The organism is Pseudomonas vancouverensis (assembly GCF_004348895.1).
Classification (GTDB): Bacteria; Pseudomonadota; Gammaproteobacteria; order Pseudomonadales; family Pseudomonadaceae; genus Aquipseudomonas; species Aquipseudomonas vancouverensis.
In genome coordinates this window covers 206,160-227,292 of the sequence record NZ_RRZK01000009.1, presented here as the reverse complement: position 1 = coordinate 227,292, position 21,133 = coordinate 206,160, and the positions used below count along the sequence as shown (strand labels likewise).

The following is a 21,133-nucleotide window of genomic DNA, read 5'->3' as shown; positions in this document are numbered from 1 at the left end:
GAACGTACAAGTGCGTGGCCGTAATGCAGGCCGGACAAAACAAAGCCGCTATCATAGCCGATGCTGTCAAGTAGCTGACAGAGCGGGCCTTGTAAACGGTCATATTTAATAGGCTTTAAATGAAAAAACAGCCTCGAAATTCGCGCCTGTCACGCTAAACTGCGCACCTTGGCCAACACAGGCTGAACCGGTGGCGGGAGCCAATGTCCCAACACCCACGAATTCCCAAAAAGAGTACCGATCATGACTCAAGTCAAACTGACCACCAACCATGGCGACATCGTCATCGAACTGAACGCTGAAAAAGCCCCGATCACCGTGGCCAACTTCATCGAGTACGTAAAGGCCGGTCACTACGAAAACACTGTTTTCCACCGCGTCATCGGTAACTTCATGATCCAGGGCGGCGGTTTCGAGCCAGGCATGAAAGAAAAGAAAGACAAGCGTCCAAGCATCCAGAACGAAGCGGACAACGGTCTTTCCAACGACAAGTACACCATCGCCATGGCCCGCACCATGGAGCCGCATTCGGCTTCGGCACAGTTCTTCATCAACGTCGCCGACAACAGCTTCCTGAACCACAGCGGCAAGAACGTACAGGGCTGGGGCTACGCCGTATTCGGTAAAGTGACCGCCGGTACCGACGTTGTAGACAGCATCAAGAAAGTGTCGACCACCTCCAAGGCCGGCCACCAGGACGTACCAGCAGACGACGTGATCATCGAGAAAGCCGAGATCATTGAGTGATACTGCTGATTTCAGATTTACATCTGGAAGAGGAGCGCCCGGACATTACCCGGGCGTTTCTGGATTTGCTCGCCGGACGCGCCCGCTCGGCGAGTGCGTTGTACATTCTGGGCGACTTTTTCGAAGCGTGGATTGGCGACGACGCCATGACACCCTTTCAGCGCTCCATCTGCCAGGCCCTGCGCGAACTCAGCGACAGCGGCACGGCCATTTTTCTGATGCACGGCAATCGCGATTTCCTGCTGGGCAAAGCCTTCTGCAAAGCGGCTGGCTGCACCTTGCTGCAAGACCCGAGTGTCGTGCAGTTCAACGGCGAGCCCGTGTTATTGATGCACGGCGACAGCCTGTGCACCCGCGACGTCGGTTATATGAAGCTGCGACGCTACCTGCGCAACCCGATCACCCTGTTCATCCTGCGCCACCTGCCGCTGCGCACCCGCCACAAGTTGGCGCGCAAGCTGCGCAGTGAAAGCCGGGCGCAAACGCGGATGAAGGCCAATGACATCGTTGATGTCACGCCTGAAGAGATTCCGCGGATCATGCAGGAATATGGCGTAAAAACCCTGATTCACGGGCACACCCATCGCCCGGCCATCCACAAGTTGCAGCTGGGCGAGCAGGCGGCCCGGCGCATTGTGTTGGGGGATTGGGATCGCCAGGGTTGGGCGTTGCAGGTGGATGAAAGCGGGTTTGCCTTGGCGCCGTTTGATTTTTCCAATCCCCAACTGTCACTGCCGAGCGCCTGACCTCTTTGTGGCGAGGGAGCTTGCTCCCGCTCGGCGGCACAGCCGTCGCAAACCTGTCTATAGATTCTGCCCGTCGGACTCGATCGCCGGATTTGGGGCTGCTGCGCAGCCCAACGGGAGCAAGCTCCCTCGCCACAAAAAAGCTGTATCAATGCCCCGCGGATGCCGCAGGCCCGGCCTTGGCGGTAAACGGCGGCTTGGCCAGCCACACAATCAGTATCAACCCCATGAACATCCAGCCCAGCAAGGTGAAGTAATCCACCGTGGACAGGATGTACGCCTGGCTGACCACCGTCTGTTCCAGCTGCGTATAGGCCTTGGCCCCTGCCCCACCCAGTTGGCTCAACGCCTCGCGGGTGGCCGGATCGAAGGGCGTGATGCTTTCGGTCAGGTAGGCGTGGTGCTGGTCGGCCCGGCGAATCCAGATCCAGGTGGTCAGCGAGGCTGCGAAGCTGCCGCCCAAGGTCCGCAAGAAAGTCGCCAGCCCGGAACCGTCGGCGATCTGGCTTGGCGGCAGGTCCGACAGGAGGATGGTCAGGGTCGGCATGAAGAACAGCGCCACGCCTATGCCCATGAACAGTTGGACCATGGCGATGTGCTGGAAGTCGACCTCGTTGGTGAAGCCGGCGCGCATGAAGCAGCTCAGGCCAATGGCCAGGAACGCGCCCCCCGCCAGCACGCGCATGTCGAATTTCGGTGCGTACTTGCCGACAAACGGTGCCATCAGTACCGGCAGAATCCCCAGCGGCGCCACGGCAAAACCGGCCCAGGTTGCGGTATATCCCAATCGCGTTTGCAGCCACTGCGGCAGGATCAGGTTGATCCCGAAGAACCCGGCGTAGCCCAGGATCAGCACGATGGTGCCGTAGCGGAAGTTGCGATGGGCAAACAGCCGCAGGTTGACCACCGGGTGTTCATCGGTCAGTTCCCAGATCACGAAGAACGCCAGGGCGATCACCGAAATGACCGTACCGATCACGATGAAATTCGATTCGAACCAGTCGGCATCGTTGCCCTTGTCGAGCACGATCTGCAAGGCGCCGACGCCAATGATCAAGGCGATCAGGCCGATGTAATCCATAGGCTGGCGACTGGTGCTCACCGGGCGTTTTTTCATCTGCTGAGTGACCACCCAGGCCGCGAAGATGCCGATGGGCACGTTGATGAAGAAAATCCACGGCCAGCTGTAACTGTCGGTGATCCAGCCGCCGAGAATCGGCCCGGCAATCGGCGCGACCACCGTGACCATCGCCAGCAAGGCCAGGGCCAGCCCGCGTTTCGCCGGTGGATAAACGGCAATCAGCAAGGTCTGGGTCATCGGGTACAACGGCCCGGCCACCACCCCTTGCAGAACCCGGAAGCCCACCAGCTCCGGCATGGAGGTGGAAATACCGCAGAGGAACGACGCCAGCACGAACAGCAGCGTGGCCCAGACAAACAGCTTCACTTCGCCGAAACGACGGCTGAGCCAGCCGGTCAACGGCAAGGCAATGGCGTTGCTCACGGCAAACGAGGTGATGACCCAGGTGCCCTGCTCCGAACTCACACCGAGGTTGCCGGAGATGGTCGGCAGCGCCACGTTGGCAATGGTGGTGTCGAGCACCTGCATGAAAGTCGCCAGCGACAGACCGATGGTGCTGAGCAGCAGGCTGGGCGGCGTGAAAGACGCGTTATTGCTCATCGAAAATCCTATGAAGCCAGATGATCACAGATCCCCCCCCCCTGCGGGAGCGAACCTGTGTGGCGAGTGACCCTGTGTGGCGAGGGAGCTTGCTCCCGTCCGGCTGCGCAGCAGTCGCAAACCAGCCAACCCTGTCCAGTCTGATACCCCCGGTTGCCGGGCCAGGGGCCGCTTCGCGACCCAGCGGGAGCGAGCTCCCTCGCCACAAATGCCGCTCCTACAGGGACGAATCAGCGATTCGCGGTCTTGCTGACCGCTGCACTGTTGTCGTGGATCAGTTGCGTGATCATCGCATCAGCCTCGGCCAACTGACGGTCATAAACGTTGGTGCTGAACGACGCCTTTTGCGGCGGTTGCTGCGCCAGGACCGGTCCGCTCTGGTCACGCAGGTTCACCTCCACCATGGTCGACAGGCCAACCCGCAGCGGGTGCTTGGCCAACTCTTCGGCGTTGACGTGAATCCGCACCGGCACGCGCTGGACGATCTTGATCCAGTTGCCGGTGGCGTTTTGCGCCGGCAACAGGGCGAATGCGCTGCCAGTGCCGGCGCCAAGGCTATCGATGGTGCCGCTGTATTTCACGTCGCTGCCGTAGAGGTCGGTTTCGATTTCCACCGGCTGGCCGATGCGCATGTCACGCAGTTGGGTTTCCTTGAAGTTGGCGTCGATCCACAGTTGATCCAGTGGAATCACCGCCATCAGCGCCGTACCCGGCTGCACCCGCTGGCCCAGTTGAACCGAGCGTTTGGCCACGTAACCGGTGACCGGGGCAATCAGCACGCTGCGCGAGTTGTTCAGGTAGGCCTGACGCAGCTGTGCGGCGGCGGCCATGACGTCCGGATGCGACGACACCACGGTGTCATCGACCAGCGCACTGCTGGTCTTGAGTTTCTGTTGGGCGTTGGCCAGGGCGTTTTGCGCCGAGGTCAGGTCATCGCGGGCGTGGGACAGTTCCTCCTGGGAAATCGCGCCACCGGCGGCGAGGTTCTTGCGGCGATTGAAGTTGTCCTGGGCCTTCTGCACTTCGGCCTTCTGCGAGTTGACCTGAGCCTTCATGCCATCGACATCGCTGTAGAGGCCGCGCACCTGACGCACGGTACGGGCCAGATTCGCCTGGGCGTTTTGCAGGCCGATTTCAGCATCGTTCGGGTCGAAGTTCACCAGGACCTGACCCTCATGCACCAGATCGCCATCATCGGCGCCGATGCTCACCACGGTGCCGGTGACCAGCGGCGTGATTTCCACCACGTTGCCGTTGACGTAGGCGTCGTCGGTGCTTTCATTCCAGCGCCCGTAAAACTCGTGGTAGGCCCAGACGCCCGCGCCGCTCAGGACGACAGCGGCGGCAAGGATCAACAGCATGAATTTGCGCTTGCCCGAGTTCGGGTTGGCCGGGGTGTTTTCGGTGTTCGGAGCGGTGTCGGCAGTGGCCATGACAAATACCTTGAATTAATGGGTCAGCGTGGCTGGGTTGGCATTGGCCGAGGCAACGGCCTCAGGCTGGAAACCGCCACCCAGTGCCTGCATCAGTTGGATCGACAGGTCGATCTGCTCGGCATTCAGGTTGGCCAGTTGGCGCTGGGCCTGAAGCAGCTGTTGCTCGATGCTGAGCACGTCCAGGTAGTTGCCGATGCCGGAACCGTACCGCTGGACCACGGTGTTGTAAGAATCCTGGGCGATGTCGGTGGCATGCTGCTGGGCAGCGATCTGCCGGCCGATATCGCGCAGCTGATTGATGCTGTCACTGACATCCCCCAGTGCCTTCACCAGGCTTTTGTTGTACTGCGCCACCGCGAGGTCGTAGTCGGCATCACGGGCATCGAGGTTGGCGCGCAGGCGTCCACCGTCGAAGATCGGCACGGAAATGGTCGGTGCAATGTTGAAGAAGCGGCTGGCCGAACCGAACATTGCATCACCCAACAAGGATTCGGCACCGGCGGCAGCGCTGAGGTTCAAATTGGGATAGAACTGGGTTTTGCCGGCGTCGATGCTTTTGCTCGCCGCCTCCACTCGCCAGCGCGCGGCTACCAGGTCCGGGCGACGACCTAGCAGTTCGGCGGGCAAGACCGACGGCAGTGCCACGGCGCTCGGTTGCAGGATGTTCGGCCGGGCGATTTCGCTGCCACGATCCGGGCCTTTGCCAAGCAACACTGCCAAGGTGATTTTGGCGCTGTTCAGGCGCTTTTCGGCGTCGATCAGATTGGCCTGGGAAGTGGCCTCCAGGCTCTCGGTCTGCTGGAACTGGTACTGGCTGTCGATCCCGGCGGTCAGCCGGCGCTGGCTCAGGTCGAGCATTTGCCGGGTGCGTTTGAGGTCTTCGCTGGACAGGTCGTAGACGATGTGTGCCTGGCCCAGGTCGCTGTAGGCACGGGCAACGTCGGCAGCCAGGGTCAGGCGCGCGGCCTGCTGGTCGACTTCGGCGGCGCGAGCCTGGCCGAGTGCGGCTTCCCAGGCATCGCGCTGGCCGCCCCAGAGGTCGAAGTTGTAATTGAAACTGGCGCTGATGTTGCGCACGGTGTCATAGGCGCCGCCCTGCCCCAACGGGTCCTGATCCCGGGCCAGGCGTGAACGGCTGACACCGGCGCTGGCATCCAGGGTCGGCATCCGCGCGGCATCGGCTGCATAGACGGCGGCGCTGGCCTGATGGGCACGGGCGGCAGCGACCTGCATGTCTGGACTGTCACGCAAAGCTTCGTGGATCAGGCTGTCGAGTTGTGGGTCGCCGAGGCTTTTCCACCAGTCGCATTTCGGCCACGCCGCTGGCGAGAGAGTGACGCCGCTGAGCGATTGACCGCTCTTGAGGGTCTTCGCATCGGTGCTGACACCTTCGGTTTTCAGGCCGCTGTAGCTGGCGCAACCGGCCAGGGTCATGGCCAGCAGCACCAGGCTCACGCCGGTACGCAAGGGTTTGTTGCTCATTTATCACCTACCCGCAGCAGGGTGATCGGGTCACCGGCTGCCAGCAAAATTTTTTTCAGGATCACTTCCAGGGTTTTCAACTCATCTGGGGTGATGGCGCCGGCCAGTTCATTCATGGCTTCGGCACCGATGTGCGGTAACAGGTCGGCGAGGGTTTGCCCTTCCTCCGTGAGGACAAGCTGCACCTGTCGGCGGTCGGCCTCGGAGCGTTGACGGGCGAGAAAACCTTTCTGTTCCAGACGATCGAGCATGCGCGTCATCGAGCCGCTGTCCAGGGACAGATGGCGGCACAGCTCACCCGGCGAGTCGACGCCGTACTGGGCCATGATGATCAACACCTTGAACTGCGCGGCGGTGATGCCGTGGGGTTCCATGTGGGTGTCGATGATCCGGTCCTTGAGCAGCGCAGCACGTCCGAGCAGCAGGCCGAGATGGCAATTGTGGAAATCGTCGGGGGAGAAATGTTTCATCTGGCCACCAATTAGCTGCCTAGGCAGTGAATGTATGACGAGATGTTACTGCCTAGGCAGCGAATGTCAACGTAATAGTTAGGATGCTTAGCAAATAATTGACCAATGGTGTCGGGATTTCCCCCACCCCTGTGGCGAGGGAGCTCGCTCCCGTTCGGCTGCGCCGCAGCCGCCGGTTTTCAACGCGTGATGTATCAGGAGAGAAGAAGTATCAGGATTTGGGGCCGCTTCGCGGCCCAACGGGAGCAAGCTCCCTCGCCACAGGGGGGCTGGCGTTAGAAATCCCGCTTGTAGAAGATGTCCAGCGAACTGGCGATGCCGCCGGCGGCTTCGAGGTAGACCTTTTTGCTCAGTTTGTAGCGCAAGGCGATGGTGTTGGCCGGTTCGAACACGCCGACGCCATAACGCAGGCTGAGTTTCTCGGAAATATTGCCGCTGGCCACCACGCTGGTGGTGTTGCCACTGCCCTGGGTATCGAGCTGGAAGTCCTGGATGCCCAGGTCCTTGGCCAGGCCACCGGTGATCCCGGAACTGCCCATCAGGCCCAACCCGAGTGCGGCCTGGGCGAGCATGTTGTTGTCCTCGCCATTGCTGCTCAGCGGTCGTCCCAGCACCAGATAGGACAAGGCCTGCTCCTGGCTCATCGCCGGTTCCGAAAAGATCTGCGTGGTTGGCTGCTCGGCACTGCCGCTCAGGCGAATGCCGGCGATGATGTCGTCGGTCTGGCGAATCGCTTCGATATCCAGATAGGGCTGGTCGATGGGGCCGGCAAACAGCAAACGCGCGCGGCGCACCGATAGCCTCTGCCCGTAGGCGCGATAACGACCGTCGTTGAGCCACAGTTCGCCACGGGTGTCCATGTTGTCGCCGATGTGCACATGCCCTTGCACATTGGCGGTCAGGCCGAAGCCGGAGAAGGCCAGCTTGTCTTCACCGACCACCACCTCGATGTCCATTTTCATCGCCAGCGGGGTTTTGCCCTGTTCGGTTTGCCGGCCGATGATCACCGTGTCGTCGGAGACCTTGACGGTCGACGGCGGCAACTCGCGAATGGTGATCTCGCCCTTGGGCACCAGCACTTTGCCGGCGATGGACAACTCATCGCCACTCATCGAGATTTTCAGATCAGGCGCGACTTCCAGCTTGGCATAAGGCTCAACGGTGACAGGCAATTGCGAGCCCTTCAGCGCCAGGTCCACCATCAACGCCTGGCCCCAGGCGACATTGCCGTTCAAGCTGCCCTGCCCGGCCTTGCCACTGTTCCAGCCACCGTTCAGCTGCACACTTTCACCGGCGATCAGCGCCTGCAGGTGCAGGTTTTGCACCTCCATCGGCAGCTCCGGCCCGGACACCTGGCCGTCACTGAGTTGCACGCTGCCATTGACCTGCGGCGCCAGCAGACCGCCGGAAATCGTCCCGCTGCCATTCAAACGCCCGGTCAGTTTCTCGACCATCGGCACAAACGGCCGCGCGACCGACAGATCCAGGCCGCTCAGGCGGAACGAACCGGAGACCGGCTTGCTCTTGGGCAATGGATTGATCTGCGTCTGCACCATCAACTCGCCGAGCTTGCCGCCGACGAAGTTGAGCGAGGTATCGATGCGCTTTGGCGTGAGTTTGCTGGTGAGGATCAGGGTCTGGTAAGGGAAATCCAGCCACTGGTCCTTTTCCTTGACGCGCAAGGTGCCACCGTTTGCATCGAGACTGATCTGACCGTTCGGGCCACTGGCCGGCAGATCCAGTTGCAGGTCGGCATTGAGCCGCCCCTGCCAGGCGAAATCCTTCGGCAGCCATTGGGCAAGGCTGTCGATCGGGAATTGCTTGAGGTGATAACGCAACTTCGGCTCGGGCATCAACCGCGAGTCTTCGCCACACAGGCTGGCCTGGCCGGACGCCCAGCAATGGGCGCCGAAATTGACCTTGCCGTCGGCCAGGCGCTCAAGCTTGGCCGGGCCTTGCAGCTTCCAGTCCTGACCACCCGCCTGGATGTCGCCACTGGCCAGGCGCCCGCGCCAATTGCCCTTGTCGAGTACACCATCGAGTCCGAGGGCGAGCTTAAGCTTCGGTCCTTGCAGATCGAGCGTCAGTTTCTGGTTTTTGATGTCGCCCTGACCACTGGCGGTCAAGGTCCCCAGTGAGGTGTCACCGGCCTGAATGCCGCTGCCCTTGAGGTCGATTTTCGCCCGTTGTGCGCTATCGAGGGTGGCGTCGAGATTGAGGCTTTGCAGGCGATTATCTTCGTAGACCAACTGCGAGCCTTGCAGATCGAGTTTGCCTTGCGGCGCCTTGAGCGTACCGGCGACATCCACACGACCATTGACCTGGCCACGCAGTTGCGGCCAGAGCTGGGCCAGCCTTGGCAGCTTGATATCGATCTGTCCGACCAGCTTCTGATGCAGGCTGCCCTTGCCATTGATGCTGTTGTCGCCCAGGCGCACTTGCAGCGCATTGAGGTTCCATTGCTCACCGCCGCCATCGGCCTTGGCCTGGATGACAGCAGGCTGGCCGCGCAGCTTGCCCTTGAGGTCCAGGTCGGCCGTCAGGCTCAACGCTTCATTTTTCATCTCGCCCTTGCTGCGCAACGGCCCGGCCAGGGTACCCGGCAACTCCGCGACCCAGTACGCCGGGTTGATCGCCGACAGATCCAGTGAGGTGTCCCAGGCGATGCCATCGGCAAATTGCAGGTTCAGATAACCCTCGGCCTTGCCCTGCCCGGCCTGGAGCTGAATTTGTTGCAGGTAGATTTTCGTCAGGTCACCGGCAAATGGACTGGCCAGGGTAAAGGCCCCGGCAGGACCGTCCATGGCGGCAGCGAAGTGGCCGAGGTATTTGCCATCGGTGTAGGAGACTTCGCCAGTGAACGTGCGCAAAGCCACTTGCGGTTCATCAATCAGCGGATAGAGGCGATGCCAGGGGAAATCCAGCCAGTCGATTTTCGCTTCGGCGTTCAGGCCTTTGCTCCAGTCCACTTGACCGCTGAGCTTGAGACTCTGCTTGTCGTTGGCCGTCAGGTCCAACCCGGCGATTTGCGCGCCGCTGGCGTCGACCCTGCCTTGCAGGGCGAGCGCTACCGGGCCTTGCTCGGCCAGCAGCGTGGCTATGCCTTGCAGCGCGTAACCGTTTTTCAGGTCGCCAGCCCCCGTGAGCTCAAGCTGATTGAGCAGCAAGGTGTCCGGCAAATCGGCGCTGGCCTTGAAGCCATCGGCAGTGATTTTTACCTTCGCTGGTAGATTATCCGCCAGTGGTTGTAGCTCGCCGGTCAATTGGCCGTTGAGATAACCGCTGCTGTCAGCCTTCAGGTTCAGGGTCTTGAGCAAATCGCCGTCGACCTTCAAGGCCAACGCCCAAGGCCCTTCGCCCGGTGCCGGCAGGGTCAACGCACCTTCGGCCTTCAGCGGCCAGTTGCCACCCGGTTGCAGCGAGCCCGTCAGGTTCAGGCTCAGGTCGTCGCGCTGCAAGGCGAGCGAATCGATCTGCATGCCCTTGTCGGTCCAGTGCGCTGTCAGTTGCAGGCCCTTGAGTTGCTCGCTGCCGTTGAACAGCAGGCTACCGACTTTGACATCCCCCAATTCGATGGCAACAGGCAACTTCAGATCAGGAAGCGTGATGGGACCGCTACTGGCCTCCTCCGGCCCGGGCGGGAACTGCAGGCTGATCTGCTCGGCTTGTATCTGCTCCAGGCACAGGGTCATGCGCGTCAGGCACAGCGGCGACCAGGCAAATATCACCTTGGTCAGTTCAACCCGACTACTGCCCTGCTGCCACAGCACGTGGTCGGCACTCCACTGCCCGGCCAGCCGGCCCTGAAAGTTTTCCAGGGTCAAACCCGGTACAAAACCCAGAGCCCAGCGGCTGCCGGCGGCGGTTCCCACGACCGAGGCGAGGGTCAGGACGATCAGCAGCAACAGCGCCAGAATCGCCAGCAGCGTTATTTTCAAACCACGCTTCACAGCTCAGGCCCCATGGAAAAGTGCAGTCGAATGCCGCCATCGTCGTCCAGCGCATGGGCCAGGTCGAGGCGAATCGGGCCCACCGGCGAGATCCAGCGCACGCCGATACCGACCCCGGTCTTGAGGTTCGGCAGTTCGAGTGTATTAAAGGAATTGCCCTGGTCGACGAAGGTTGCGACCCGCCATTTTTCGGCGATGGAATATTGATACTCCGCGCTGGCGGTGACCATGTAGCGGCCGCCGATGCGGTCGCCCTGGTTGTTTTCCGGGGACAGGCTCTGATAGTCGTAACCGCGCACGCTCTGATCACCACCGGCGAAGAAGCGCAGAGACGGCGGCACCGATTTATAACCATTGGTGGCGCTGCCGCCGAGCTGCACCCGACCGAGGAAGCGATGGTTGTCGAACACCGTGGTCAGGCCCTTGACCAGCGCCGTGCCGTACACCAGGTTGTTGTCAGAACCCAGCCCTTCCTTGGCGACTTTGGTTTCGAATTGCAGGCGATAACCATTGTGCGGGTCAATGCGGTTGTCGCTTTTCAGGTACGAATAGCTCACGCCGGGCATCAGCAGGTTACTTAAGCCCGAGTCGTCACCGAGCCGATATTCCTCGCGCTGCCACTTCAACGACACCACGCGCTGCCAACCGCTGGGCAACTTGCTGTGCCACTCGGGGCCGAGGGTCAGCAGTTTGCTGAGGCTGTCCTTGTCGGCAATTTCTTCGTTCTGGTAGCCACCGGCGAACCGCAGCTTGTCGGTCAGCGGCGGGTCCAGGGGGATGTCATAGAACAGCCCGACGTTTTGTCGCGGCGCCGAGATTTCGGTCTCCCAGCCATAACTGTGGCCCTGGGCATTGACCCAGTGTCGGGTCCAGTTGGCCTTGGCCCGCGGGCCGACGTCAGTCGAGTAACCCAGGCCCAGGCCCATGGTGCGAGGCTTGCGGGTCTCCAGCTTGACGTCCACGGGAATCACCTCTTGGCTGGACGCCGTAGGAGCCGCGTCCACCCGCACGCTGTCGAAATAGCCGCTCGCTTGCAGATTCTGATTCAGCTCTGCGATCAATTCAGAGTCATAGGGCGTGCCGGCCTTGAACGGCACCATGCGTTGCAGCAGGTCTTCATCGAACGGCGTATCACCCTCGAACTTGACCGCGCCCATGTTGTAGCGCGGGCCACTGTCGTAGATCAATTCGATATCGGCCACACCGGCCCGAGGGTCGACCGCCAACTGCGAACGGGTGAAGCGGCCGCTGAAAAAGCCGAAGCGCGAGGCCTGATTCTGGATCAGCCGCTTGGCGTCTTCGTAGCGGCCGTGGTTGAGCACCGCACCGGTTTTCAGTGCGTCGCTTTTAGGAATGCGGAAGGACTTGAGGGACGCTGCCGGCCCCTCGACGCGTATCGTGACATTGCGCAGGTGCACGGGCTCGCCGGGGTCGATGGTCAACACCAGGCGTGGTTCCTTGCCAGCTTTCACTTCGCTGGCAATGTGCGGCTGGTAATAACCCAAGGCCTGGGCGGCCTTGCGCGCCTGCTCCTCGGCACCCCGACTGAAGCGCTGCAAGGCTGCTTCGTCACGATCGCCGAGGCTGCCGATATAGCCTTCTATATTGGCCTTCAGTTCATCGTTGGACGGTTTGATCCGCACATCCAATTCACTTTGCGCCAGTGCCGTGCAGCTGATGAACAGCATGAACACGCCACTGGTAATTCTTCCTGGAAACTTCATAGGCGCGGATGCTAACACGAGCTTGGGAGGGTCATAGAACCCGATCTGTCCCGAAAGTTCGTGAGCTAAGCCGTTGCCGTCTGTAAGACCTGTGGGTTGGGGTGGAAAAATACATGTTCGCGGACAGGTCCTACAGCAACTTCGCCGATTTCTTCATAACCCTGGCGCTTATAGAACGCCAGATAACGAGGATTGCCAGTGTCGAGGATCACCCCCTGGGAGTGCTCGTCCACAGCACACCAGTTGTGCACAGCCTGTAGCAGTTGCTCCCCAAAATGCTTGCCTTGAAACTGTGGATGAACGCCCAGCAACGGCAACATGTGCACGGAGTCGTTCGGCACACAGGCTTCGACGTCGGCGTGATATTCAAGGTAGCGCCGGGTGCAGCGAAAACCGGTGCTGAGCACCATGCGCAAGCGCCAGGCCCAGCTTTCCGTGACGCCCAGGCGACGTTGCGGCGGTGCAATCAAGGCAATGCCGATGAGCCGGTCGTTGACCAACAGGCCGATGGCGGGCAGGTCCTGGAGAAAATGCTGGTTCACCAGTTCACGTACCGTGGCACGCACCCGTTGCTCATAACCCGGGCGCTCGGCCTCGAACAGGTAACCGAATGTGGGTTCGTGTCGATACGCCTGATACAGCAGCGAGCGCGCTTCTCGGGCGTAGCCGCCGTCGAGCATGTGGATATCGGCAATGGCGGTGGAGGTTTCAGGCATGACGGTTGATCTCCCCGGCGCAACTCGAACGGCTGCGCTCTTGTTGTTACGAACCCAGAGGCGCTGACACAGTTCCTTACAGATCAGCCATCAGTGTAGGCAATGAAATCGCCTTCGCGAGCAGGCAGTGGGAGCGAGTTGCTCGCGATGAGGCCCACCCAGTGACTGTTAACCTGACAGACCGCATCGAAACGTCGTCCCCACACTGGCCCCTTCTGCCCATGTCAGCTAGCATCGCCCTTTTGCCAGGACTGCCGACCATGAAGATCGTCTCCTTCAACATCAACGGGCTGCGCGCTCGTCCCCATCAGCTGGCGGCGCTGATCGAAAAGCACCAGCCTGACGTGATCGGCTTGCAGGAAACCAAAGTCCACGACGAGCAATTCCCGCTCGCCGAAGTTCAGGCACTGGGCTACCACGTGTATTTCCACGGGCAAAAAGGCCATTACGGCGTCGCCCTGCTTTCCCGTCAGGAGCCACTGGAGCTGCATAAAGGTTTCGCCACTGATGAAGAAGACGCGCAACGCCGCTTCATCTGGGGCACGTTCGCCGACGCCAATGGTGTACCGATAACCATCATGAACGGCTATTTCCCCCAGGGCGAAAGCCGCGATCACCCGACCAAGTTCCCGGCCAAGGAGCGTTTCTACAGCGACCTGCAACAACTGCTGGAAAGCCGGTTCAAAAACGATCAGCCGCTGATAGTGATGGGTGACGTGAACATTTCGCCGGAAGATTGCGACATCGGTATCGGCCCGGACAACATGAAGCGCTGGCTGAAAACCGGCAAGTGCAGCTTCCTGCCCGAAGAGCGCGAGTGGATGGCCCGCCTGAAAAACTGGGGTCTGGTGGACAGTTACCGCCACCTCAACCCGGACGTGACCGACATGTTCAGCTGGTTCGACTATCGCAGCCGCGGCTTCGAAGACGAACCCAAGCGTGGCCTGCGTATCGACCTGATCATGGCCTCCCATGGCTTGTTGCCGCGGGTAAAGGCCGCCGGTGTCGACTACGAGCTGCGCGGGATGGAAAAACCCTCGGATCATGCGCCGATCTGGCTTGAATTGAGCTGATTTTTCCCGTTCCCCTGTAGGAGCGAGCCTGCTCGCTCCTACATTGACCCAGCCATTACACCGACTGTCATTTTTCAGAAACCTTACTGACTTATTCTCCCGGCACTCCCTTTGGCTTTGAAAGGTGCCGGCATGACGCTGCGCGTATTGTTCCTGATGATGCTGTGCCTTGTCTTGCCGCAGGCGGCTTTCGCTGCCGGCTTGCCGGTCCCGGATCAAGGCCCGGCGTTGCGCATCCAGGGCTCCAACACCATCGGTGCAGCATTGGGCCCGGCACTGGTCGAGGGCCTGCTGCAGGAACAAGGCCTGCGCAACATTCACCGCGAAGCAACGGACACGACCAACGAGTTGCGCCTCGTCGGTGAAAACGATCAAGGCAAACAGGTTATCGTGGAAGTGGCAGCACACGGTTCCAGCACGGGTTTTGCTGCCCTGAAAAACGCCAATGCCGACCTCGCCGCTTCATCGCGACCGATCAAGGACAGCGAACTGGCCAGTCTCAAATCCCTGGGTGATCTGAAAAGTCCCAGCGCCGAACAGGTCATTGCCATCGATGGCCTGGCGATCATTGTTCATCCGGACAATCCCCTGCACCTACTCGACACCGAGCAACTGGCGCGCATTTTCAGTGGCGAAATCAAAACCTGGGAAGAGGTCGGCGGCAAAGGCGGAGCGATTCATCTATATGCGCGCGATGATCAGTCGGGTACCTACGACACCTTCAAGGAACTGGTCCTCGCCAGCCATGGGAAAAAACTCGGCAATGCTGCGCAGCGCTTCGAATCCAGCGAGCAACTGTCCGACTCCGTGAGCGCAGACCCGCAGGCTATCGGCTTTATCGGCCTGCCCTACGTGCGTCAGGCCAAAGCCGTGGCGATTGTCGATGGACAATCCCAGGCGATGCTACCGCTCAACAATCTGATCGCCACGGAAGACTATCCGTTATCGCGCCGGCTGTTCTTCTACTTGCCCCCGACCGGAAAAAACCCGTGGGCCAATGCGCTGGCAGTGTTCGCCCAAAGTGCCAAAGGCCAGGCCATCGTTGCTGCCAATGGCTTCATTGCGCAGACCGTCCAGGCGATGGCGGTGACGCCCAATGCGTTGATGCCCGAGGGCTACCAGTCCCTGAGTCGCCACGCGCAACGCCTGTCAGTGAATTTTCGTTTTGAAGAAGGCAGCGCCACCCTGGACAACAAGGCCCGGCAGGACCTTGCCCGGGTGCTCGACTATATAAAGCAGAACCAGAAAACCCAGGGCCAGGTGACCCTGGTGGGTTTTGGCGATGCCAAGAGCGACCCGGCGCGGGCCGATCTGCTGTCGAAGCTGCGAGCCATGGCGGTGCGGCGGGAGTTGGTGAAAAGCGGCGTGGTGTTTCGCGATATTCGCGGGTTTGGCGCGCAGATGCCGGTGGCAACCAATAACGAAGATGAAGGCAGGATCAGGAACCGGCGGGTTGAGGTTTGGGTGTATTGAGTTGAAACATTGACCAATGTGGCGAGGGAGCTTGCTCCCGTTCGGCTGCGCAGCAGCCGCAAATCAGACAACCCGGCGCATCTGATACGACCGGGTCATCGGATTTGGGGCCGCTTCGCGACCCAGCGGGAGCAAGCTCCCTCACCACAGAAGTATTAGTGCCCGCTACGCATCATTTCCTTCGGCACGTACTTGCCAATCTCGAACTTGCCGATCGCCGCGCGGTGCACTTCATCCGGGCCGTCGGCCAGGCGCAGGGTGCGCTGCATTGCGTACATGTAGGCCAGCGGGAAATCGTTGGACACCCCTGCCCCGCCATGGATCTGGATCGCCCGATCGATCACACGCAAGGCCACGTTCGGTGCAACCACCTTGATCTGCGCGATCTCGCTTCTGGCCACCTTGTTGCCGACGGTGTCCATCATGTACGCCGCTTTCAGGGTCAGCAGGCGGGCCATGTCGATTTCCATCCGCGAGTCGGCGATCTTGTCGACGTTGCCACCCAGGCGCGCCAGCGGCTTGCCGAAAGCGGTGCGACTCACCGAACGCTTGCACATCAGTTCCAGCGCCCGCTCCGCCATGCCGATCGAACGCATGCAGTGGTGGATGCGGCCAGGGCCAAGGCGCCCCTGAGCGATTTCGAAGCCCCGTCCCTCACCCAGCAGTACGTTTTCGTACGGCACCCGGACGTTTTCAAACAGCACTTCGGCGTGACCGTGGGGCGCATCGTCGTAGCCGAACACCGGCAACGGACGCAGGATTTTCACCCCGGGGGTATCCACCGGCACCAGGATCATCGAGTGCTGTGCATGACGCGGTGCATCGGGATTGCTCAGGCCCATGAAGATCAGGATCTTGCAGCGCGGGTCGCAAGCGCCGGAGGTCCACCATTTCTTGCCGTTGATGACCCACTCGTCTCCATCACGCACGGCACGGGCGGCCATGTTGGTGGCGTCTGAAGACGCAACATCCGGTTCGGTCATGGCGAATGCCGAGCGGATCTCGCCACGCAGCAGCGGTTCAAGCCAGCGCTGCTTCTGCTCTTCGTTGGCGTAGCGCACCAGCACTTCCATATTGCCGGTGTCCGGTGCCGAGCAGTTGAACGGCTCTGGCCCCAGCAACGAACGGCCCATGATTTCCGCCAGTGGCGCGTACTCGAGGTTGGTCAGACCGGCACCGAGCTCGGACTCAGGCAGAAACAAATTCCACAGGCCTTCAGCCTTGGCCTTGAGTTTGAGTTCTTCCATGATCGCGGTCGGCTGCCAGCGGTCACCTTCGGCAACCTGACGCTCGAACACGGCTTCTGCGGGATAGACGTAGGTGTCCATGAACGCGGTAACGCGCTCACGCAGTTCCTGAACCTTGGGCGAATAAGCGAAATCCATGAGCAAGATACCTTCTTGGGGGAGGTTGTTTAGATCATGCAATCGATGCTAGAACAGCGTTGATAATTTACCTAGCCTATTCTCGGCGTGTATTAACATTCATCACCGATATATGATCGGCTGATCCTCACGGTCAGCCCGCACACACAATAAGAGAGCCGCGTAATGAATCTGAGCAAGGTCGATCTCAACCTTTTCATCGTCTTCGACGCGATCTATACCGAAGCGAACCTGACCCGCGCCGGGCAGATTGTCGGCATCACCCAGCCGGCCGTTTCCAACGCACTGGCCCGGCTGCGCGAGACGTTCAACGACCCGCTGTTCGTGCGCACCGCCCAGGGCATGGTGCCCACACCCATGGCCCAGAACATCATCGGCCCGGTGCGTAACGCGCTCTCGCTGCTGCGTGTGTCGGTACAGGAAAGTCGCATTTTCAATCCGCAGCAAGCGGTCAAGACCTACCGTATCAGCATGACCGACCTCACCGAGGCGGTGATCCTGCCACCGCTGTTCCAGCGCTTGCGTCGCCTGGCGCCGACCGTGATCATCGAAAGCTTCCTGTCCAAACGCCGGGAAACCACCAAGGAACTGGCGGCCGGACGCCTCGACTTCGCCGTTGATGCACCGCTCAACACCGATCCGCAAGTGCGCCACGTCAAGCTGATGGAGGACCGCTATGTCTGCGCCATGCGCAAGGGTCATCCGCTGGCGGGCAAGGAGAAACTCTCGCTGGATGATTATTTGGGCCTGACCCACATCCATATTTCCAGTCGCCGCAGTGGCCTGGGTTATGTCGACCTGGCGCTGGGCAAGATGGGCATCCAGCGCAAGATCGCCCTGCGCTCCCAGCACTATCTGATGGCATCGCAAGTCTTGCAGCAGACCGACATGGTCATGACCGTGCCGGAGCGCTTCGCCCGGCGTAACGACCTGCATGCCTTTTACCTGCCGGTCAACGATGTGCCACCGGTGGAGACGCACTTGTACTGGCACGAAAGCACCGACCAGGACCCGGCGAACCGCTGGATGCGCGAACAGATGATCGAGTTGTGCCAACAGGTGACGGCGCAGGAGAAAAAGCTCGAGAAAGTATAAGACGCAGCACAGCAGAGCCTTCATCGCGAGCAAGCTCGCGATGGGGTTAGCCCAGACACTGAAAAAACCTGCCCCTTGACGTAAACGTCAACCTGCCATTAGTTTAAGGTCATAACCTCATTCGAGCGTGCCCATGAGCAGCCAGACCTACAGCATCTCCGACCTCGCCCGCGAGCTCGACATCACCACCCGCGCCATTCGCTTCTATGAAGAACAAGGCCTGCTCAGCCCCGAGCGCCGTGGCCAGGAACGCATTTATTCGCCGCGAGACAAAGTCAGTTTGAAGCTGATCCTGCGTGGCAAGCGTATCGGTTTCTCGCTGGCCGAATGCCGTGAACTGATCGAGCTCTACGACCCGTCGAGCGGTAACACCAAGCAACTGCACAGCATGCTGGCAAAAATCAGCGAGCGCCGGGAACAGCTCGAGCAGCAATTGCTGGATATCGAACAGATGAAGCTCGAACTCGATACGGCCGAAGAGCGTTGCGTGCAGGCGCTGGAGCAGACGCTCAAGAATCAGCAATCGGTTCAATAAGCCGACACAAGCCCCCTGTGAGAGCGAGCTTGTCTCCGGGCGGCGATCCGACGATCACAGGGGTTCTCAATTCATTCAGACGATTACAACAGGTCAAACCCATGTCCCTTCCAACTTACGTACGCCTTGTCGAAGTCGGCCCTCGTGACGGCCTGCAAAATGAAGCCCAGCCCATCAGCGTCACCGACAAGGTGCAGCTGGTCGACGCACTGACCGCCGCGGGGCTTGGCTATATCGAAGTCGGCAGTTTTGTTTCGCCCAAGTGGGTGCCGCAGATGGCCGGTTCCGCCGAAGTCTTCGCACAGATCCAGCGCAAGCCGGACGTGGTCTATGGTGCCCTCGCCCCCAACCTGCGCGGGTTTGAAGACGCCATTGCTGCGGGGGTCAAGGAAGTTGCCGTGTTCGCGGCGGCGTCCGAAGCCTTTTCCCAGCGCAACATCAACTGCTCGATCAGCGAGAGCCTGGCGCGTTTCGTGCCGATCATGGAAGCCGCCAAACAACATGGTGTAACCGTGCGCGGTTACGTGTCCTGTGTATTGGGCTGCCCCTACGAAGGTAACGTCGCGCCGGAACAGGTCGCCCTGGTCGCTCGCGAACTCTACGCCATGGGCTGCTACGAGGTGTCCCTGGGCGACACCATCGGTACCGGCACTGCCGGCGCCACGCGCAAGATGTTCGATGTGGTTTCAGCCGATGTGCCTCGGGAAAAACTCGCCGGGCATTTCCACGACACCTACGGCCAGGCGATGGCCAATATCTATGCCAGCCTGCTGGAAGGCATCGCGGTGTTCGACAGCTCGATCGCCGGGCTCGGCGGCTGCCCTTATGCCAAGGGTGCCAGCGGTAACGTCGCCACCGAAGACGTGGTGTACCTGCTCAATGGCCTGGGCATCGAAACCGGCATCGACCTCGACGCCTTGATTCTCGCCGGCAGACAAATCAGCACGGTATTGGGTCGCCCAAGCGGCTCCCGTGTCGCCAAGGCCCGTAGCGCGCAATAAATGTGCGGGCGTGTATCCGGGTGTTACCGGTGTGTCTGAAACGTGGGCATAAGCGAGTAACACGGAAACAAATTGTAGGGTTTTGCCTGAGTCGGAAAACCCTACAAAAACATAACATGTTGATTTTAAAGGGCTTTATAAAGTTGGCACGGCTCCTGCTATCTCTATGGCATAACAAGAATAAAAAAATTGCGGCAACCCTAATAAAAACAAGACGTAACGACTCTGACATAACAAAAACAACACGGCAGAGACGCAGCTAACAGATTTTTTTGGAGAAGGTGTGCTTTTCAGGGTGCTTTTCGGAGTGACCCGCAACCGGGCAGAGAACAATAAAACTACCCTGAGGTAGCTCCCGAACTGGTTGGATCGCTTGGCGAGAAAGTAGATCAGCGCTCAAAAAAATACGTTTGCTCTTGATCCCGGATGGGGATCGCCAAAAAACAGCGGTAAAGGGCAACGGTTGCCAAAAACAACAACAGACCGACCCTCAATAATAAAAAAAGAGCACGCGCAACGACAAATTAAAGGGGAGCTTCGGCTCCCCTTTGTGCTGTCTGGTGTTCAGATTTGCTCCCTCCTGTGTTCGGAAATGCCACAAGCCAATCCGACTCCCCATGCGCACCTACTGGCAAAGCCAGTATGGAACCGATCACCTCTGGCGATACGCCTCCAGGGTATCGCCTACGCAACGGGCCCGACGAGCACCCGAATCTTGCTCCTCGGCATCGTTCAGACAACCACGAAAGAAGGCAACATACCCGTCGAAGTCCTTTGCCGCCTGCTCGGCAGAAACCGATGCCAGATGCTGGAGGAAGCTACGAGGTGCGACTTCGAAGTGCTGAAAATCAACCGGGTAGTTCCAGTATCCCCCCCAATGGATAAAACCATTGAAAGCGAAGGTATCGACTACAGGTTCAGCAAGACCGAAACGTTCCGGCTTTTCCGCTCGGAACTGCATGCGGTTGACATAGGCACGTGCCGAGGCAACCGGGTCGATCATCGCCTGCCCCGTGGCCTGGATGTCAATGAAGGGGTTTTGAATCGGATTCAGGTCGATTGCCGCACCGTAGGCATGGAGGGACCAACTACTTCCACCGGTAATCGGCCGCCCATTGAAAGCCGACGTATTGTTGTCGGCCATGGATGCTTTGTCGTCCCCCAAGTAATGCTCGAGACCTCGCGCCTTCCTCAAGGGAAACGCCGCTCGGTGAAGGTCGTCGAAAATGGTTTGTACGTAAGGTGCAAAGGCATCCAGCACCATCACCGAACCTTGCTCTGTGTGGCCTTCGAAATGGGTGAAATCGAAGGAAACCACCCGCAATCTGTCGCAGCCGACCGGATTCTCGTCAGTGATGACATTAGTCGCTTTCATCAACTCGCACAGCTCGGGCATAACGGGAAAAATACCTGCCTGGGCCCGCTCGCTCAAACCAATGAGCAGAAGCGCACAGACAATACCGGTCGCTAATGATTTTCTTTCGTCCATGACTATTGTTGCTCCTTTAATGATTAATGCCTCCGGGGCTGGAGACATGAAAAACATACAACAGAGGCAACTTGGGTCTCTCGAGTAAATTGTGTTGCTACGTGACCCGACCTCCTTGAAAACGCGGACA

At 59.9% G+C, this 21,133-nt stretch carries 16 protein-coding genes; 7 read left to right on the top strand and 9 right to left on the bottom strand.

What is annotated here, in order from left to right:
* Window positions 1-243: 243 nt before the first annotated feature.
* Both EIY72_RS10745 and lpxH read left to right on the top strand, forming a co-directional pair.
* Window positions 244-747: a peptidylprolyl isomerase gene (locus EIY72_RS10745; RefSeq protein WP_093223858.1), complete on the top strand. Its 504-nt coding sequence runs from the start codon at window positions 244-246 to the stop codon at window positions 745-747.
* Window positions 744-1,493, top strand: coding sequence for a UDP-2,3-diacylglucosamine diphosphatase (gene lpxH / locus EIY72_RS10740; protein ID WP_093223861.1), 750 nt, complete (start codon window positions 744-746; stop codon window positions 1,491-1,493). Before EIY72_RS10745 ends, lpxH begins: the two co-directional genes overlap by 4 nt.
* A 148-nt stretch (window positions 1,494-1,641) precedes the next feature.
* Here the strand turns inward: lpxH and EIY72_RS10735 are convergent, their stop codons facing one another.
* The 7 genes from EIY72_RS10735 to EIY72_RS10700 all read right to left on the bottom strand — a co-directional run bounded on the left by EIY72_RS10735 (window position 1,642) and on the right by EIY72_RS10700 (window position 12,952).
* A complete protein-coding gene (locus tag EIY72_RS10735) occupies window positions 1,642-3,174 on the bottom strand; it encodes a DHA2 family efflux MFS transporter permease subunit (protein ID WP_093223864.1) in 1,533 nt (510 codons plus the stop codon).
* Window positions 3,175-3,404: 230 nt separating this feature from the next.
* The gene (locus tag EIY72_RS10725) at window positions 3,405-4,607 is read right to left on the bottom strand and encodes an HlyD/EmrA/EmrK family protein (RefSeq protein WP_093223867.1); all 1,203 of its coding nucleotides are present in this window, start codon (window positions 4,605-4,607) and stop codon (window positions 3,405-3,407) included.
* Between the two features lie 15 nt (window positions 4,608-4,622).
* A complete protein-coding gene (locus EIY72_RS10720; protein WP_093223870.1) occupies window positions 4,623-6,092 on the bottom strand; it encodes an efflux transporter outer membrane subunit in 1,470 nt (489 codons plus the stop codon).
* Window positions 6,089-6,562, bottom strand: coding sequence for a MarR family winged helix-turn-helix transcriptional regulator (locus EIY72_RS10715; protein ID WP_093223873.1), 474 nt, complete (start codon window positions 6,560-6,562; stop codon window positions 6,089-6,091). Before EIY72_RS10715 ends, EIY72_RS10720 begins: the two co-directional genes overlap by 4 nt.
* A gap of 275 nt (window positions 6,563-6,837) precedes the next feature.
* On the bottom strand, window positions 6,838-10,512 hold the full coding sequence (locus EIY72_RS10710; protein ID WP_093223876.1) for a translocation/assembly module TamB domain-containing protein: 3,675 nt from the start codon (window positions 10,510-10,512) through the stop codon (window positions 6,838-6,840).
* Complete coding sequence (locus tag EIY72_RS10705; RefSeq protein WP_093223879.1) at window positions 10,509-12,236, bottom strand: autotransporter assembly complex protein TamA; 1,728 nt, start codon at window positions 12,234-12,236, stop codon at window positions 10,509-10,511. The genes EIY72_RS10710 and EIY72_RS10705 overlap by 4 nt, the downstream gene beginning before the upstream one ends.
* Before the next feature lie 65 nt (window positions 12,237-12,301).
* Complete coding sequence (locus EIY72_RS10700) at window positions 12,302-12,952, bottom strand: GNAT family N-acetyltransferase (protein WP_093223882.1); 651 nt, start codon at window positions 12,950-12,952, stop codon at window positions 12,302-12,304.
* Window positions 12,953-13,212: 260 nt separating this feature from the next.
* Between EIY72_RS10700 and xthA the strand changes: the two genes are divergently transcribed.
* Both xthA and EIY72_RS10690 read left to right on the top strand, forming a co-directional pair.
* Window positions 13,213-14,025, top strand: a complete 813-nt coding sequence (xthA, locus tag EIY72_RS10695) for an exodeoxyribonuclease III (RefSeq protein WP_093223887.1) — start codon at window positions 13,213-13,215, stop codon at window positions 14,023-14,025.
* Between the two features lie 132 nt (window positions 14,026-14,157).
* Entirely contained in the window at window positions 14,158-15,498 is a 1,341-nt protein-coding gene (locus EIY72_RS10690; protein WP_093223889.1) for a substrate-binding domain-containing protein, read from the top strand.
* A 155-nt stretch (window positions 15,499-15,653) separates the two neighbouring features.
* Here EIY72_RS10690 and EIY72_RS10685 read toward each other — a convergent pair whose 3' ends face one another.
* Complete coding sequence (locus tag EIY72_RS10685; protein WP_093223892.1) at window positions 15,654-16,883, bottom strand: acyl-CoA dehydrogenase; 1,230 nt, start codon at window positions 16,881-16,883, stop codon at window positions 15,654-15,656.
* Window positions 16,884-17,048: 165 nt separating this feature from the next.
* Between EIY72_RS10685 and EIY72_RS10680 the strand changes: the two genes are divergently transcribed.
* The 3 genes from EIY72_RS10680 to EIY72_RS10670 all read left to right on the top strand — a co-directional run bounded on the left by EIY72_RS10680 (window position 17,049) and on the right by EIY72_RS10670 (window position 19,514).
* A complete protein-coding gene (locus EIY72_RS10680) occupies window positions 17,049-17,978 on the top strand; it encodes a LysR family transcriptional regulator (RefSeq protein ID WP_093223894.1) in 930 nt (309 codons plus the stop codon).
* Between the two features lie 133 nt (window positions 17,979-18,111).
* Window positions 18,112-18,513 (top strand): MerR family transcriptional regulator, encoded by a 402-nt coding sequence (locus EIY72_RS10675; RefSeq protein ID WP_093223896.1) that lies wholly within the window; start codon window positions 18,112-18,114, stop codon window positions 18,511-18,513.
* 101 nt (window positions 18,514-18,614) lie between these two features.
* Window positions 18,615-19,514 carry a hydroxymethylglutaryl-CoA lyase gene (locus EIY72_RS10670; RefSeq protein WP_093223898.1) on the top strand — a complete coding sequence of 300 codons (900 nt, stop codon included), beginning with the start codon at window positions 18,615-18,617 and terminating at the stop codon, window positions 19,512-19,514.
* A 652-nt stretch (window positions 19,515-20,166) separates the two neighbouring features.
* Here EIY72_RS10670 and EIY72_RS10665 read toward each other — a convergent pair.
* Window positions 20,167-21,003, bottom strand: coding sequence for a M15 family metallopeptidase (locus EIY72_RS10665; protein ID WP_093223900.1), 837 nt, complete (start codon window positions 21,001-21,003; stop codon window positions 20,167-20,169).
* Window positions 21,004-21,133: the final 130 nt, after the last annotated feature.